This window comes from Curtobacterium sp. TC1 (genome assembly GCF_019844075.1).
Lineage (GTDB): Bacteria > Actinomycetota > Actinomycetes > Actinomycetales > Microbacteriaceae > Curtobacterium.
Map to the genome: position 1 here is coordinate 1691491 of NZ_CP081964.1, position 16555 is coordinate 1708045.

The following is a 16555-nucleotide window of genomic DNA, read 5'->3' on the forward strand; positions in this document are numbered from 1 at the left end:
TGGGAGACGACGAAGGCTCGGGTCAGAGCGCCCGGACGACCCGCTCGGCTCCGGCATCCGCCGAAACCACCTCGGCGAAGTCCCCGTCCGCCACGACCTGCCCCGCCGCGAGCCACACGACGTTCCGCGCGCCCGGTTGCGGCACGAACGACGGGACTCCCGCTCCCGAACCGCCAGCGACCAGCACCGTGACGTCGTCCAGTCCGCTCGACCCCCGGTACCAGGACGTCGACAGGTCGACCTGCACGAAGTGACCGGCGGCCTCGAGCGCAGACACGAGCGCGCTGACGTCCGCCACCCGGGTCCCGTCGTGCTTCACCGCGACCCGGAGACCGGAAGCACCGGAAGCACCGGAAGCGCCGGCAGCACCGGAAGCGCCGGCAGCACCGGAAACCCCGGCAGCACCCGCCCGCTCCCGCACGACGATCGGCCGCGACGACCGCACCATCACGGCGTGCCCCTTCGGCAGCCCCGGCTCGACCCCGAGCCACCGCAGTCCGGCGGCCGCGTAGTGTCCTGCTGCGTCCGCCGCCGGGTACCGCCCGCGCCAGCGCTCGTCGAACACGCGCCGATTGTCCACGCGGGCGTCGTCGCGACCGGGGGTGCGGCTCTCGTGGTGCACGACGACCGAGGACGGCACGACGGCGAAGGCCGAGCCGTCCGGTGACGCGGCGAGGGCCCGGAGGCACAGGTCGACGTCCTCGAGCCCGTTCGCGAACACCGGGTCGAACCCTTGCCAGCGGATCAGGTCGACGGCCCGGAACGCAGCGGCAGCAGCGGTGATCGCCGAGAAGCGGCGACCACCGGCAGCACCCGGCCGGGCGGTGTCGGTCCCGGCACCCGCCAACGCCCGCGAAGCGTCGTACCGCGGGTGGTCGCCGAGGAAGTGCCATGGCAGCACCTTGTCCCCGCCGAACACCGTGCCCGCTGCCTGCACGACCCCGTCCGGGTACACGAGCAGCGGTTGCGCGCCGAGCACCGTCGGGTCGTCCAGCGCGGCGACGAGCGGCCGCAGCCACCCGGTCGTGACCTCGGTGTCGTTGTTGAGCATGACGACGGTGCCGCCGGTGGACCGGGCCAGGCCGAGGTCGCTGCCCAGCCCGAAGTTCCGGTTCCGGTCCTCGCGCTGCAGCAGGACCCGCGGCTCGTCGCCGAACCAGGCTCCGAGCACGGCGGACACCGAGCGGGGGGACCCGTTGTCGATCAGCACGACCTCGACCCGGTCGCCCTCGTGGTCGGCGGCGTGCAGCACGGCGTCCACGGCGCGCCGGGTCATCGTCCAGTCGCGGAACACCGGCACGACGACGGAGACCAGCTCGGCGTCGCGCGCCGGTACCGCGTCGGCGAGGGCGTCCCAGTCGATGCGGTGGCGGGCGAGGGCGACCTCCTGCCACGATGCGGGCTGCGCGGAGGAGAGCCGTCGGGGGTCGCGGACGTTGTCGTAGTCGACACCGATGACGGGCACGTACGCGGGCACGCCGGAGCGCTTCCCGATGCGCAGCAGCCACTCCCAGTCGATCCAGCGGCGCAGGGTCTCGTCGAACGGCCCGGCGGCGGCGGCGACGTCACGACGGACGACGAGCGCGTTCAGGTCGATGAAGTTGCCGGCGAGGAGGTCGTCGAGCGTGCCGTCCTCGCCGCGGTACGTCTCGGCGGGCGCGGTGGAGTCGTCGGCGTTGTTCGCGCCGGTCATCCGGACGCCGGTGTGCACGCCGGGTCCGTCCGTCTCGAGCAGCCCGGCGAGTGCGGCGGACAGGTGCTCGGGCCGCCAGGTGTTGTCGGCGTCGAGGAACGCGACGAAGTCGCCGCGGGCGGCCGCGAGTCCGGTGTTCCGCGCGGCTCCGGCCCCGCCGTTCTCCCGCTCGACCAGACGGACGCGCAGCTCGTCGGCGGCGATGCGCCGCACGACGTCGGCGGTCTCGTCGCCGGATCCGTCGTCGACGACGAGGAGCTCCCAGTTCGCGTGCTGCTGCGCGCGCACCGAGGCGATCGCCGCGCCGACCACGTCGGCACGCCGGTACACCGGCATCACGACCGACACGAGCGGTTGCTCCGCGTCACGCCGTGCGACACCACGCGGGTACCGGGCGAGTGCCTCGGCGACGTCGGGTCCGCCCCACGTGGCCCGGTAGCGGCGCCGGGTCCGGTGCTGCGCGTCGGCGAAGGCGCGGGCAGCGGAGACGGCTGCGTCGCGTGCGGCGCCCCAGGTGGGTGCGTGGCCACGGCGGCCGGGAGGCACGGGGAGCGTGGTCGCGTCGGTCGCGTTCCGCAGGAAGTCACGGAGCGCATCGAGCGTGGACGCCGGGCGGTCGGCTTCCGACACCGAGGCGGCGTACACGCCGGCGTCGAAGAGCGGTCCGGTCTGGAAGAGCTCCGGGCCCTCCTGGTGGAGGGCGTCGTACCAGGACATCGTGGGGACGGGCTGGTGCTCGCGCATCCACTCGTGCTCGATGAGCGGGTGCAGCGAGAGCCCCCGCTGCCCGTCGTTGTGCACGTAGAAGGCGATGGCCTCGGCGTCGCTGTCGAACGTCCGTCCGGTCTGTGCTTCGAGGTACGCGCGGTCGAGGACACCGAACTCGGCGATCCGCCGGGCCCAACGGTCGAGCCGGTCCGTGACGGTCAACGGCTTCTCGGGGCCACGGAACGGACGCGCCAGGCGTCGCGCGACGCGCCCGAGGCCCTTCGCCTCGGCCATCAGCGGCGACCCGGCAGTCGTGCGGCGACCTTGGCGATCGCCTGGCCGGTGCGGAACGAGCGGCTCGCGCGCAGGTCGTCGAGCTCGCGGCGGAGCCGGGTGACCTCGTCGGAGGCGTTCCCCGCCGCGACCTCGGCGGCGGTGAGGTCGAGGGGGAGCAGCGCTGCCCAGCGGCCCTCGAGGGCCTCGGAGCGCGACGCGAGCGGCCCGGTCAGGCGACGGTCGAGCTGCTCGCGCGCCGCGACGAGTCCGCCGCGGTCCGTGGCGACGACGTGCGGGTCCAGCAGGGCGGCGACCTGGTCGGCTCCGGCCCGTTCCGCTCGTGACGACCACGGTGTCGCGGCCTGCTCGGTCCGGACGACGACGAGCTCGAGCGACCGCCGGTTGGCGGCGACGACCTCGGCGGGCGTGGGGTCCACGAGGACGGTGACGGTGACGAGGTCGTCCGGGTTCGGGGCGTCGGAGGTGACCGTCCACCCGCCGGGGGCCGACGTGCCGGGGGCGAGCCGGGCCTCCAGGTCGAAGCCGTCCGCGAAGGCCGCGTCGATCTCGCCGACCAGGCCACCGGCGTCCGCGACGTGCCGCAGGTCGACGGCGAGGCGGGGCGGGGGACCCGCGGGCACCAGGGCGTCGGCGAAGCGCTCCGTCGCCGTCGAGCCGTGCCGCTGGTAGGCGGCGACGGCGTCCGGCAGGAACGGGTAGCGGCGCTCGAGTTCGCGCTGGTGCGCAGCACGGAGGGCGTTGCGGTTGCCCGAGAAGCTCTTGCCGCCGGCGTGCAGGACCAGCGCGCGGTTGGCGATCCGCGACGTCCAGCCGTGCTCGGCGAGGCGCAGGCAGTAGTCGTTCTCCTCGCCGTACCCGGGGGCGAAGGCGTCGTCGAACAGCCCGTGCTCCGCGATCAGCTCACGGCGGGTGAGGAAGCAGAAGCCCATCGCGACCGGCAGCACCTGCGAGACCTGCAGGAGCGGGGCGACCGCGCCCCAGACGGCCCGCGTGCGCTCCTCGGTGCGTGCGGCGCCGCGGTTCGTCAGGCGGTAGGGGATGCTCGCGATCGTGGCGTTGTCGCTGCGCGCGGTGACGACGCCGGTGCGGTCCTCGTCGAGCACGTCGAGCATGGCGTCCAGGAAGCCCGCGGTGGGGACGGCGTCGCTGTTGAGCAGCAGGACTGCCTCGCCGGCGTCGTCGGTGCCGTCGGTGCCGCGGTCGAGTTCGAGGACGGCGCGGTTGCAGGTGCCCACGAACCCGAGGTTGCGGTCGTTGCGCTCGTACCGGAACCCGGGGCGGCCGTCGATCCGCTCGAGCAGGGCGCGCTCGATCGCGTCGGCGTCGGGGCCGCAGTCGTTGACGAGGAGCACCCGGTGCACGGACGTGTCGAGGTGCTCGACGAGCCCGTCCACGCAGCGCAGCAGGGACTCGAGGTCCCCGTAGACGGGGACGACGACGAGGGTGGTGCGGGTCATCGGGTGGACTCCTCGTGGTGGTGCTGGCCGTCGTGCTCGATCGCGGTGGCGAGTGCGTCGACTGCTGCGTCGAGCGGACCGCCGAGCGCGTGCTCCGCGAGCGGGGCGAAGCCGGTGGGGCCCTCGGCCGCGGCGCGGCGGACGGCGTCGGCCACGGCCAGGCCGAGCGACCGGGCGTCGGCAGGGACCGCTGCCAGGTTGGGGTGCAGGTGCTCCCGGGTGCCGCGGAACTCGTTCGTGACCACGCGGGCACCGGAGATCGCGCCGTCGAACGGCGGGTGGCTCGGGTGTGGGCTGTGCTGCAGCGAGAGCACGACGTTGGTCGAGGCGATGAAGCGGAAGTAGTCGTCCCACGGCATCGTGCCGTGGCTCACGAGCTTGACGTCGCCGCGCCCGCCGTCGAGCTCGACGTCGCCGTGCTGCTCGCCGGCCGAGTGGAACTCCACCCGGATGCCGTCGGCCGCGAGCTCCTGCACCGCGACGCGCAGGGCGGCGACGCCGAGCCGGAACAGGTTGCGGTGCTTGCTCGGGCGTCCGTAGAACAGCACCCGGACCACGTCCTCGTGCTGCCGGGCCGCCGCGACGCGCTCGAGCAGCTCGACGTCCAGGTGCGGTGCGAAGGTGCGCTCCGGCGGCACGTCCAGGTCCTCGACGTCGGCCAGGTACTTCCGCAGGGGTTCCGAGTTGACGAGCATGCGGAAGCCGGCGCGGTAGGTCGAGGCGGCCACGGCGTACTCGGTCGACCACGGGCTGAAGCCGGGCTCGTAGTCCTGCACCAGGTACGCCACCCGGTCGTGGGGGACGACCCCGGCGGTGACCGCGACGTCGAGCGGGTGCGCGGTCTTCCAATGCGTGGCGATCCAGACGTCGTCGCGGCCGAACTCGGTCTCCAGGACGTCCTCGCGACGGACGACGCGGACGCCCGGGCGGCCGTCGACCCGCGACTCCGGGAACCGGTCCGCCACGAGGGCCTCGGCCGCGGCGGCACTGTTGCCCGGCGTGGTCCAGCGGACCATGACCACCCGGACCGACCGGCCCAGTCGCGCACCGAGGGCGAGCGCGACGGCCAACGCCGTCTGGACCCCAGCGAACGCCGCGCCCTCGCGGAGCTCGTCCACCACGAGCACCACCTCGGGCTCGCGGTCGACGGTCCGGATGCCCGCCAGGGCGAGGCTCGTCTCGACCAGCCCCTCGAACGGACGGGCGGCCAGTGGTGCTCGCTCGCGCTCGCGCCGGGCCACGCCGACGTCCACGCGGGACACCGTCCGCCCCAGCCGCTCGCGGACGTCGTTGCGGTAGTGGCCGTCCCGCGCGTACCGCTCGTTCACCCGGACGAGGTCGCTGACGAGGCGCCGTGCCTTCTCGAAGTTCATCGACCCTCACGTTACTGGGCGTGGGGGTGCACCTCGGTAGGCTTGTCCCCTGATGATGCAGCGAATCGACCTCCGTGGTGGCCTGCCCGCCCGTGCCGAACTCCTCCGACTCATGCCGCGCGCCGTGGGCGACGTCTCGCACGCGGTCGACGCCGCCCGCGAGCTCGTCGAGGACGTCCGACACCGCGGAGCGGACGCGCTGCACGACCAGGCCGAACGCTTCGACGGCGGCGCCCCTGCGAACGTCCGGGTGCCGGTCGCCGAGATCGCGGCAGCCGTCGCCGGGCTGACCCCCGAACTGCGGGACGCGCTCGACGAAGCCATCCGTCGCGTCCGTGCCGCGAGCGCTGCGCAGGTACCCGCCGGCTCCGTCACCACGCTCGCCGACGGCGCCGAGGTGCACCAGCGCTGGCAGCCGATGCGCCGCGTCGGGCTCTACGTGCCCGGCGGCAAGGCCGTCTACCCGTCGAGCGTCGTCATGAACGTCGTCCCCGCCCAGGTCGCCGGTGTGCGGTCGATCGCGCTCGTGTCCCCGCCGCAGCGCGACCACGGCGGTGCGGTCCACCCGACCATCCTGGCCGCGGCCGGGCTGCTCGGCATCGACGAGGTCTACGCGATGGGCGGTGCCGGCGCGGTCGGCGCGCTGGCGTACGGCGTCCCCGCGATCGACCTCGAGCCCGTCGACCTGGTCACGGGTCCGGGCAACAACTACGTGGCCGCGGCGAAGCGCCTGGTGCGCGGGGTCGTCGGCATCGACGCCGAGGCCGGCGCCACCGAGATCCTCGTGATCGCCGACGAGACCGCCGACCCCGGGTTCGTCGCCGCCGACCTCATCAGCCAGGCCGAGCACGACGAGCAGGCCGGCAGTGTGCTGGTGACGACGTCGGCGACGTTCGCCGATGCGGTGGAAGCCGCCATCCCGGAGCGCACGGCGGTGCTCGGGACGGCTGCGCGCCTCCAGACCGCCCTGGACGGACCGCAGTCCGCGATCGTGCTGGTGGACTCGCTCACCGACGCCGCGACCGTGAGCAACGCGTACGGACCGGAGCACCTGGAGATCCAGACCGCCGACGACGACGCGGTGCTCGCCGACATCGACGCCGCCGGAGCGGTGTTCGTCGGACCGAGCACGCCCGTCAGCCTGGGGGACTACCTGGCCGGGTCGAACCACGTGCTGCCGACCGGTGGTCAGGCGCGCTTCGGGTCCGGCCTGTCCGCGTCCACGTTCCTGCGGCCGCAGCAGGTCATCCGCTACTCGGCGTCGGCGCTCGACGGGGTCGCCGCGCACATCGTCGCCCTGTCGACCGAGGAGCAGCTCCCCGCGCACGGTGCCGCCGTGACGGAGCGCACGAACCGATAGCCTGGGCGACGACATGTTCTGCCCCTTCTGCCGCCACCCGGACTCCCGCGTCGTCGACTCACGGACGAGCGACGACGGAACCTCCATCCGCCGCCGTCGACAGTGCCCGAACTGCGGACGACGCTTCTCGACCACCGAGACCGCGTCGCTCAACGTCGTCAAGCGCAACGGCGTCACCGAACCCTTCAGCCGCGACAAGATCGTCTCCGGCGTCCGCAAGGCCTGCCAGGGGCGCCCGGTCACCGACGGCGACCTGGCCGTGCTCGCGCAGCGCGTCGAGGAGACCGTGCGGTCGTCCGGCTCGAGCCAGATCGACGCCAACGACATCGGGCTCGCGATCCTCGCGCCGCTCCGGGAGCTCGACGAGGTCGCCTACCTGCGGTTCGCCAGCGTCTACCAGGCGTTCGACTCGCTCGAGGACTTCGAGGACGCCATCGGCCAGCTCCGCCGTGACCACCACGCTGCGGGCGCGTCGGCGGGTGCCGCGGGGTCGTCCGCGGGTGCCGCCGGTTCGCCTGCGGGTGCCGCCGGCTCGTCGGCCGGTGCCGGCGCGTGAGCGGCATCGCGGAAGGCCTGGTCCGCTCCGGGTACGCCGTCGTCTTCCGGTCGGTCTTCGCCAAGATGGACCCCGAGCGGGCCCACCACCTGGCGTTCGCCGTCATCAAGGCCCTGCCGCACGTGCCGTTCGTGGGAGGTTTGGTCGAGCGCTACTCCCGGCCCTCGGCGGCCGACGGCATCACGACGATGGGCATCCACTTCCCGTCCCGCTTCGGCCTCGCCGCCGGGTTCGACAAGGACGCCCGCGGCATCGGCGGCCTCGGCCTGCTCGGCTTCGGGCACGTCGAGGTCGGCACGATCACCGCGAAGCCCCAGCCGGGCAACGAGCGTCCGCGCCTGTTCCGGCTCATCGAGGACCGCGCGCTCATCAACCGGATGGGCTTCAACAACCACGGCGCCGGTGCTGCGGCCCGACGTCTCGAGCGCGCCCGCCGCAACCCGGGGCGGCCCGTCATCGGCGTGAACATCGGCAAGAGCCGCGTCGTCGCCGTCGAGGACGCCATCGACGACTACCTGGAGTCGACGCGTCGGCTCGCCCCGTTCGCCGACTACCTGGCCGTCAACGTCAGCTCCCCGAACACGCCCGGCCTGCGCGGCCTGCAGGAACTCGACCAGCTCCGCCCGCTGCTGTCCGCCGTCCGCGACGCCGCCGGTGACACGCCCGTGCTGGTGAAGATCGCGCCGGACCTGACCGACGAGCAGGTCGACGCCATCGCCGGCCTCGCGGTGTCGCTCGGGCTGTCCGGCATCATCGCCAACAACACGACGATCTCCCGTGAGGGGCTCACCGCGGACCCGGCCGACGTCGAGGCCATGGGTGCCGGGGGACTCTCCGGCGCGCCCGTCGCAGCGCGTTCGCTCGAGGTGCTGCGTCGCGTCCGTGCCGCGGTGCCGGCCGAGTTCTGCGTCATCGCCGTCGGCGGTGTGACGACCGAGCAGGACGTGCAGGACCGCATCGACGCCGGGGCCACCCTGGTGCAGGGCTACACGGCGTTCCTCTACGAGGGGCCGAGCTGGGCCACCCGCATCAACCGCTTGCGCCGCAAGCGGCTGCGCCGCGCCGCGCGCTGAGCGCGGGGGCGCGGGCGTGCCCGCCCGCCCGACTCCGCCGTCCCGACCCCGACTCCGTCGTCCCGACCCCGGCGTCCTTCCAGGTTCCAAAATCTCGGCATCTCGCGGCCTGCAGCGGACGTTCGTGGAACCCCGGCGACACGCACGCGGCGAGTCGTGGAACCTCGCCGACCACCCCTGGGACGGGAGGCACGGTGCGACCCCGCCCCGTGCCTCCCGTCCGCCGGTGCGTCGCCACGCCCGGATGCGGCCGGCGAGTGTCCGAGACTTCGGAACCTCGCCGCGCCTGCGGGGCCGCTGTGGAACCTCGGCGGCACGCACGCGGCGGGTCGTGGAACCTCGGCGGCACGCACGCGGCGAGTCGCGGAGCCCCGAGCCCCGAGCCCCGAACCCCAACCCGAGCGTGGGCCACGGAGCCGCGCGCTCCGGAACGACGAAGCGCCGCCCGGCGAGGCCGGACGGCGCTTCGGACAGCGGCGCTGGGGTCAGAGGGCGGGGTACTGCCCGCGCTTGACCTGGGGCTTCGGCAGGCGCAGGAACCGCAGCTGCCACGCCCGCGTCAGGATGTAGAGGAACGTGCCACGCTGCATCTCGCCGAACTTGGTGGTGAGCTTGCGGCGCATCGAGAGCCAGAGCACCACGCAGTCGAGCACGAACAGGGCCACGAACGCCCAGACGAGCAGGAGCGAGTACGACGCGATCGCGGTCTGCGAGGCGGCGAACCCGACGATCAGGAACAGCACGAGCACCGGCATCATGATCTCGCCGACGTTCCAGCGCGCGTCGATCCAGTTGCGGACGAAGCGACGCTGCTCACCGCGGTCCTTCGCCGGCAGGTAGCGCTCCTCGCCGTTGGCCATGCCGACCCGGGCACGCTCGCGCTCGGAGTTGAGACGCGCGCGGGCGGCCTTCTTGTCGACCGGCGTGTTGCCGACGAGGGGACGGCGGTTCGCGGCCTCGCGCTCACGGCGGGACGGCGTCGGGCGGCCCTTGCCCTGCTCGAGGAGTTCTTCCTCGGTCGGGTTCACGGTCGTGTTGGTCTTGGGGGCTGCCTTCGCCACGGTGCGTTCCTAACGGCGTTGTGCGTGCGGGATCGTCCTCTAGATTACCGGGCATGACCGACACCGCACAGCCCAGCTCCGCGACCGACCCCGCGCTCCTCGACGCCCTGCGCGAACAGGTGCAGGGTGCACTGCCCACGACGATCGCCGATCTGTCGGCCCTGGTGCGTCTGCCGTCGGTGTCGTGGTCGGCGTTCGACCCGGCGAACGTGCGGGCGAGCGCCGAGGCCGTGGCGGACCTGGCTCGGTCCACCGGTGTGTTCGGCGCCGACGACGTGCGGATCGTGCGGTCGGCCGTCGACGGTGACACGGCCGACGCCGAGACCTCCGGCGCTGAGCTCGGCCAGCCCGCGGTGCTCGCCGTCCGCCCAGCCCGGAACGGCAAACCGACCGTGATGCTCTACGCCCACCACGACGTGCAGCCGCAGGGCGACGACGCACTCTGGGAGACCCCGCCGTTCGAGCCGACCCTCCGTGGCGATCGTCTGTACGGGCGCGGCGCCTCGGACGACAAGGCCGGCGTGATGACCCACATCGCGTCGCTGCGGGCGATCCACGCGCAGTTCGGTGACGACCTCGACCTCGGCGTCGTGCTGTTCGTCGAGGGCGAGGAGGAGTTCGGCTCCCGGTCCTTCCGCACCTTCCTGCGCGAGCAGAAGGAGCACCTGGCCGCCGACGTCATCGTGGTGGCCGACAGCGACAACTGGTCGGTGGACGTGCCGTCGATCACGGTCTCGCTCCGTGGCAACGTCACGTTCAAGCTCACCCTGACGACCCTCGAGCACGCGAGCCACAGCGGCATGTTCGGGGGAGCGGCCCCGGACGCGATGATCCCGATGGTGAAGCTGCTCGCGTCGCTGCACGACGACGCCGGTTCCGTCGCGGTGGAGGGACTCACCTCGTACGAGGCCGACGTCCCGTCGCGCACCGACGACGAGCTCGCCGTCGACGCGGCCCTCGTTGCGGGCGTCCGGCCGATCGGCACCGGCGAGGTCCTGTCCCGCATGTGGTTCCAGCCGTCGATCACCGTGACCGGCATGGACGTGCCGAGCGTCGCGAACGCCTCGAACACGCTGCTGCCGTCCGTCTCGGCCCGCGTCTCGGTCCGGGTCGCGCCCGGCCAGGACGCGCGCGAGGCGTACGCCGCCGTCGAGCGGCACCTGCGGGCACACGTGCCCTTCGGTGCGCGCATGGAGATCACCGAACCGGACAGCGGCGACGGTTTCCTCGTCGACACGGCCGGTTGGGCCGTCCAGGAGGCACGCACGGCCATGCGGGAGGGCTGGGGGGCCGAGGCGGTCGAGCAGGGCATCGGCGGCTCGATCCCGTTCGTCTCGGACCTCGCCGCGGAGTTCCCGGAGGCCCAGATCCTGGTCACCGGGGTCGAGGACCCGGACACCCGCGCCCACAGCCCGAACGAGTCGCAGCACCTCGGCGTCCTGCACCGGGCCATCGCGTCCGAGGCGATCCTGCTCGCCAGGCTCGCGACGCGCAGCTGACGGTGCTTACAATCGACGCCAGGCGCGGTGAACCGCACCGCCCGGAGGGAGACGCGCGATGAGCGACACCATCACCACCGACGCACCGGCGACCGAGGCAGCCTCGCACGGCGTCCTCCTGAGCGACGCCGCGGCCGGCAAGGTGGCGAGTCTCCTCGAGCAGGAGGGCCGCGACGACCTCCGCCTGCGCCTCGCCGTCCAGCCCGGGGGCTGCTCGGGCCTGATCTACCAGCTGTACTTCGACGAGCGCCTGCTCGACGGTGACGTCACCGCCGAGTTCGACGGGGTCGAGGTCGTCGTCGACAAGATGAGCGTCCCGTACCTGGACGGCGCGACGATCGACTTCGAGGACACCATCCAGAAGCAGGGCTTCACGATCGACAACCCCAACGCGCAGGGCAGCTGCGCGTGCGGTGACAGCTTCCACTGATCACCAGCCGATCCGACACGCGAGCGGGGAGCGACCGACACGGTTGCTCCCCGCTCGCATTCGTCGGTGCAACTGGTCGCAGCGTGACCGGGGAAAACGGCCGGTCAGGAGTGCGGATCGCGGCGATGAGCGTGTCGGGTGTGCACGAGCGGTGGCGAGCTGCGAGTAAGCTAGGAGTGTTCCAATCAAGCTGGGAGCCAGCCAAGTGTCGCCTTCGTGCGGCTCGGCGGGTTCGGCTCCGAGCTCACGTCTTTGCGAGAGGTAACAGTGCGTTCGAATCGCCGTATACGTTGGGCGGCCGTCCCGGTGGCCGTCGGTCTGGTCATCGCACTGGCTGGCTGCACGCAGCAGCAGATGAACGGATGGCTCCCCGGCACGGAGGAGACGAAGAACGTCACCAACCACACGAGCCGCATCGTCGGCCTGTGGACCACCAGCTGGGTGGTGCTCCTCGCCGTCGGTCTCATCGTCTGGGGCCTGATCATCTGGGCCGCCATCGTGTACCGCCGCCGGAAGGGCCAGACCGGCCTGCCCGTGCAGATGCGCTACAACATGCCGCTCGAGATCTTCTACACGATCGTGCCGCTCATCCTGGTGCTCGGCTTTTTCGCCTTCACCGCGAAGGACCAGGCCGCGATCGAGAAGCCGTTCGACGACCCCGACGCCACCGTGCACGTGTACGGCAAGCGCTGGGCGTGGGACTTCAACTACATCAACAAGGACAACCCCGAGGACAGCGTCTACTACCAGGGCATCCAGGCCCAGGAAGAAGAGAACGCCAAGGGCGCCATCGACGAGTCGCAGCTGCCGACCCTCTACCTGCCGCAGGGCAAGAAGGTCGCGATCGAGCTCTCCTCGCGCGACGTCGACCACTCCTTCTGGATCATCGACTTCCTGTACAAGAAGGACATGCTCCCCGGCAAGACGAACTGGGAGTACTTCATCCCGGAGAAGCTCGGGACGTACCAGGGCAAGTGCGCAGAGCTCTGCGGTGAGTACCACTCGCTCATGCTCTTCCAGGTGAAGGTCGTCACGCCGGCGCAGTACCAGGACTACCTCGACACCCTGAAGGACCAGGGCAAGGTCGGGCTCCTCGGCGACGAGTACAACACCAACACGAACGAACCGAACAACAAGGCGCCGGTCGAGGCGTCCAGCGAGAACAAGTAGGGGCTCGTCAGATGACAACGTCTTTCGTCGGCCAACCGACCCAGACTGCTTCGCCGGACTTCCAGGCGTCGAAGGTGGGCCGGAAGGGCAACATCATCGTCCGGTGGATCACCTCCACCGACCACAAGACCATCGGGTACATGTACCTGATCGCGTCGTTCGTCTTCTTCCTGCTCGCAGGTGTGATGGCCCTGGTCATCCGCGCCCAGCTGTTCGAGCCCGGCCTGCACGTGGTCGCGACGAAGGAGCAGTACAACCAGCTCTTCACGATGCACGGCACGATCATGCTGCTGATGTTCGCGACGCCGCTGTTCTCGGGCTTCGCGAACGCGATCATGCCGCTCCAGATCGGTGCTCCCGACGTCGCCTTCCCGCGACTCAACGGCTTCGCGTTCTGGCTCTACCTGTTCGGCTCGCTCATCGCGGTCGGTGGCTTCCTCACCCCGCAGGGTGCGGCCTCATTCGGGTGGTTCGCCTACGCGCCACTGAGTGACACGACGTTCACACCAGGGCTCGGCGGCACACTCTGGGTCTTCGGACTCGGCATGACCGGCTTCTCGACGATCCTCGGCGCGGTGAACTTCATCACCACCATCATCACGATGCGTGCGCCGGGTCTGACCATGTTCCGCATGTCGATCTTCACCTGGAACACCCTCGTGACGGCCCTGCTCGTCCTGATGGCCTTCCCGGTGCTCGCCACCGCGCTGTTCGGGCTCGGCCTCGACCGCGTGTTCGACGCGCAGATCTTCAACCCGGCCAACGGCGGTGCCCTGCTCTGGCAGCACCTGTTCTGGTTCTTCGGGCACCCCGAGGTGTACATCATCGCGCTGCCGTTCTTCGGCATCGTGTCCGAGGTCTTCCCGGTCTTCAGCCGCAAGCCGATCTTCGGGTACAAGACCCTCGTCTACGCGACCATCGCGATCGCGGCCCTGTCGGTCACGGTCTGGGCGCACCACATGTACGTCACGGGTGGCGTCCTGCTGCCCTGGTTCTCGCTCATGACGATGCTCATCGCGGTCCCGACCGGCGTGAAGATCTTCAACTGGGTCGGCACCATGTGGCGCGGTTCGGTGACCTTCGAGACCCCGCTGCTGTGGGCCGTCGGCTTCCTCATCACGTTCACGTTCGGTGGCCTCACCGGTGTGATCCTGGCGTCGCCGCCGCTCGACTTCCACGTGTCCGACTCGTACTTCGTCGTCGCGCACTTCCACTACGTGGTCTTCGGGACCGTCGTCTTCGCGATGTTCTCCGGCTTCTACTTCTGGTGGCCGAAGTGGACGGGCAAGATGCTCAACGAGCGCCTCGGCAAGATCCACTTCTGGCTCCTGTTCATCGGGTTCCACACCACGTTCCTCATCCAGCACTGGCTGGGCGTCATCGGCATGCCGCGTCGTTACGCGACCTACCTGCCGAACGACGGTTTCACCTGGATGAACCAGCTGTCGACGATCGGCTCGATGATCCTCGCGATCTCGTTCCTGCCGTTCATCTTCAACGTCTACGTGACGGCCCGGAACGCACCGAAGGTCGCCGTGAACGACCCGTGGGGCTACGGCCGCTCGCTCGAGTGGGCCACCAGCTGCCCGCCGCCCCGCCACAACTTCACGTCGATCCCGCGGATCCGTTCCGAGTCCCCGGCCTTCGACCTGAACCACCCCGAGGCAGGTGTGCCGATCGGTGTCGGCCCCGCGAAGGACGCCCCGGATGCCCCGACCTACGACGCCGCGAAGGGCGAGGTGAAGTAAGCCGATGCGCGCGAACACCAACCTGTTCTGGATCCTCTTCGGGTTCTTCATCCTCGCGGACGCCGCGTACACGATCTGGGCGCTGCTCTACTACGGGCGCCCGGAGTGGGTCGGTACCGTTGCGATCGGCCTGACCGGCATCATGTCGGCGTTCATCGCCTTCTACCTCGGCAAGGTCATGGCGTCCCAGGGCGGCGTGCTGCCCGAGGACCGCCCCGACGCCAACATCGAGGACGGCGACGCTGAGCTCGGGCACTTCAGCCCCTGGTCGTGGTGGCCGATCCTGCTGGCAGCAGCGGTCGCCGTCTGCTTCCTCGGCGTCGCAGCCGGACTGTGGATCGTTCCGATCGGCCTCGCCCTGGTGGCGGTCACCCTGGTCGGCTGGGTCTACGAGTACTACCGCGGCAACTTCGGGCACTGATTTGACGCTGCAACGCACCTGACACTTCGGGCGGCACCACATCCGGTGCCGCCCGAAGTGCGTCCAGGCGGTGCACACAGCAGCACCCGACCCGGCGCTGCACACCGCAACACACGACCCGGCGCTGCACACGCAGCGCCCCACGAACTCCGGTCCCCGATCCGGAACAAACGGGCCCGCCCGCGGCTTGACTGGAGCGGACCTCCCCACCACAGCGAAAGGAGTCACCTCAGGTGACCGACAAGCGCACCCTCATCATCTTCGGCGCGACGGGCGACCTCGCCTCCCGCCTGCTGCTGCCGGGCCTCGGCACGTTCCTGCAGAGCGGTCGAGCGGTTCCCGTCCAGCTCATCGGCACGGGCCGCAGCGCCCGCAGCGAGGAGCAGTGGAAGGACATCGTCACGAAGTCCTTCGCGTCGCAGGACGTCAAGGGACCCGAGGTCGACGCCACGCTCGCGTCGACCCAGTTCATCCAGGGCGACCCCACCGACCCGGAGCACCTCAAGGCCCTGCTGGACGCGGCCGAGGCCGAGCCGATCCTGTACTTCGCCCTGCCGCCGCAGATCGCCTCCGACATCTGCGAGGCGCTCGAGCACGTGGAGCTCCCCGCGGGCACCACTTTGGCCTTCGAGAAGCCGTTCGGCACCGACGTCGCGAGCGCCAGGGCCCTCAACGAGACCGTGCTGAAGCTCGTCCCCGAAGAGCGTGTGCACCGCACCGACCACTTCCTCGGACGCACCACGGTCCTCAACATCATCGGTCTGCGCTTCGCGAACCGCCTGTTCGAGCCGATCTGGAACGCCGACAACATCGAGAAGGTCGACGTCTTCTACGACGAGACCCTCGGGCTCGAGAACCGCGCCCAGTACTACGACGAGGCCGGCGCGATGGTCGACATGATCCAGTCGCACCTGCTGCAGATCCTCGGCATCGTGACGATGGACGCCCCGGCGGACATCGATTCGGTCGAGTTCCGCTCGTCCCTGGCCCGGGTGCTCCGTTCGACCGAGCTCAAGGGCGGCGACCCGAAGATCGCGTCGCGTCGCGCCGTCTACACGGCCGGCACGATCGACGGCAAGGAGCTGCCGTCCTACCAGGACGAGGACGGCGTCGACAAGTCGCGGAGCACCGAGACGCTCGCCGAGATCTCGGTCGAGGTCGACACCGCCCGCTGGAAGGGCGTCCCGTTCACGTTGCGGTCCGGCAAGGCACTCGGCAACAGCCGGAAAGAGGTGCTGATCACCTTCAAGCCGGTGACCCGACTGCCCTCCGGCCTGAGCGGTCGCCCGAAGGCGGACACGCTGCGCATCGTCCTGAACCCGGACGAGATCGAGCTGACCGTGTCGGCCAACGGCGGTGGCAACCCGTTCGAGATGGGCCAGGTCACTCTGTCGTCGTCGTTCAGCGACGGCGAGCTGACCCCCTACGGCGAGGTCCTGAACGGCATCTTCCACGACGACCCGCTGCTCTCGATCCGCGGCGACGTGGCCGAGCGCTGCTGGGAGATCGTCGAGCCGGTCGTCAAGGCCTGGAAGGCCGACGAGGTCCCGCTCGAGGAGTACCGCGCCGGTTCGCGCGGGCCGGCGGACTGGGAGTCGTCGTCCTGACGGACGTGACCGTCGCGCCCTGAACGGGCGGAACGGCGGACGGGAGGCACGGTGCCAGCTGGCACCGTGCCTCCCGTCCGTTTCGTGGTCAGGACCACCGCA

13 protein-coding genes are annotated in these 16555 nt (G+C 71.1%); 9 read left to right on the top strand and 4 right to left on the bottom strand.

Going from position 1 to position 16555, the window contains the following annotated elements:
- Positions 1 to 22: 22 nt before the first annotated feature.
- Genes KZI27_RS09130 through KZI27_RS09140 form a run of 3 tightly spaced genes read right to left on the bottom strand, consistent with a single transcriptional unit; the run spans position 23 to position 5528 of the window.
- Complete coding sequence (locus KZI27_RS09130) at positions 23 to 2695, bottom strand: glycosyltransferase family 2 protein (protein ID WP_222660755.1); 2673 nt, start codon at positions 2693 to 2695, stop codon at positions 23 to 25.
- Entirely contained in the window at positions 2695 to 4155 is a 1461-nt protein-coding gene (locus KZI27_RS09135; protein ID WP_222660757.1) for a glycosyltransferase family 2 protein, read from the bottom strand. The genes KZI27_RS09130 and KZI27_RS09135 overlap by 1 nt, the downstream gene beginning before the upstream one ends.
- On the bottom strand, positions 4152 to 5528 hold the full coding sequence (locus KZI27_RS09140; protein ID WP_222660759.1) for a hypothetical protein: 1377 nt from the start codon (positions 5526 to 5528) through the stop codon (positions 4152 to 4154). Before KZI27_RS09140 ends, KZI27_RS09135 begins: the two co-directional genes overlap by 4 nt.
- A 52-nt stretch (positions 5529 to 5580) precedes the next feature.
- Here KZI27_RS09140 and hisD point away from each other — a divergent pair, with 52 nt between their 5' ends.
- Genes hisD through KZI27_RS09155 form a run of 3 tightly spaced genes read left to right on the top strand, consistent with a single transcriptional unit; the run spans position 5581 to position 8517 of the window.
- Positions 5581 to 6888: a histidinol dehydrogenase gene (gene hisD, locus KZI27_RS09145; RefSeq protein WP_222660761.1), complete on the top strand. Its 1308-nt coding sequence runs from the start codon at positions 5581 to 5583 to the stop codon at positions 6886 to 6888.
- Between the two features lie 13 nt (positions 6889 to 6901).
- The gene (gene nrdR, locus KZI27_RS09150) at positions 6902 to 7444 is read left to right on the top strand and encodes a transcriptional regulator NrdR (protein WP_222660763.1); all 543 of its coding nucleotides are present in this window, start codon (positions 6902 to 6904) and stop codon (positions 7442 to 7444) included.
- A 5-nt stretch (positions 7445 to 7449) separates the two neighbouring features.
- Entirely contained in the window at positions 7450 to 8517 is a 1068-nt protein-coding gene (locus KZI27_RS09155; RefSeq protein ID WP_410004032.1) for a quinone-dependent dihydroorotate dehydrogenase, read from the top strand.
- A 485-nt stretch (positions 8518 to 9002) separates the two neighbouring features.
- On the opposite strand, the gene KZI27_RS09160 is transcribed toward KZI27_RS09155, so the two are convergent.
- Positions 9003 to 9578, bottom strand: coding sequence for a DUF3043 domain-containing protein (locus KZI27_RS09160; protein WP_123312925.1), 576 nt, complete (start codon positions 9576 to 9578; stop codon positions 9003 to 9005).
- 53 nt (positions 9579 to 9631) lie between these two features.
- On the opposite strand from KZI27_RS09160, the gene KZI27_RS09165 reads away from it, so the two are divergent.
- The 6 genes from KZI27_RS09165 to KZI27_RS09190 all read left to right on the top strand — a co-directional run bounded on the left by KZI27_RS09165 (position 9632) and on the right by KZI27_RS09190 (position 16453).
- Entirely contained in the window at positions 9632 to 11077 is a 1446-nt protein-coding gene (locus tag KZI27_RS09165) for a dipeptidase (protein ID WP_222660767.1), read from the top strand.
- A gap of 58 nt (positions 11078 to 11135) precedes the next feature.
- Positions 11136 to 11507: a HesB/IscA family protein gene (locus tag KZI27_RS09170; RefSeq protein WP_123312923.1), complete on the top strand. Its 372-nt coding sequence runs from the start codon at positions 11136 to 11138 to the stop codon at positions 11505 to 11507.
- 267 nt (positions 11508 to 11774) lie between these two features.
- On the top strand, positions 11775 to 12677 hold the full coding sequence (coxB, locus tag KZI27_RS09175) for a cytochrome c oxidase subunit II (protein WP_222661289.1): 903 nt from the start codon (positions 11775 to 11777) through the stop codon (positions 12675 to 12677).
- Positions 12678 to 12688: 11 nt separating this feature from the next.
- Positions 12689 to 14425, top strand: a complete 1737-nt coding sequence (gene ctaD, locus KZI27_RS09180; RefSeq protein ID WP_173168381.1) for a cytochrome c oxidase subunit I — start codon at positions 12689 to 12691, stop codon at positions 14423 to 14425.
- A 4-nt stretch (positions 14426 to 14429) separates the two neighbouring features.
- Positions 14430 to 14846 carry a cytochrome c oxidase subunit 4 gene (locus KZI27_RS09185; protein WP_123312922.1) on the top strand — a complete coding sequence of 139 codons (417 nt, stop codon included), beginning with the start codon at positions 14430 to 14432 and terminating at the stop codon, positions 14844 to 14846.
- Positions 14847 to 15079: 233 nt separating this feature from the next.
- Positions 15080 to 16453, top strand: a complete 1374-nt coding sequence (locus tag KZI27_RS09190) for a glucose-6-phosphate dehydrogenase (RefSeq protein ID WP_123312921.1) — start codon at positions 15080 to 15082, stop codon at positions 16451 to 16453.
- The last annotated feature ends 102 nt before the right edge of the window (positions 16454 to 16555 follow it).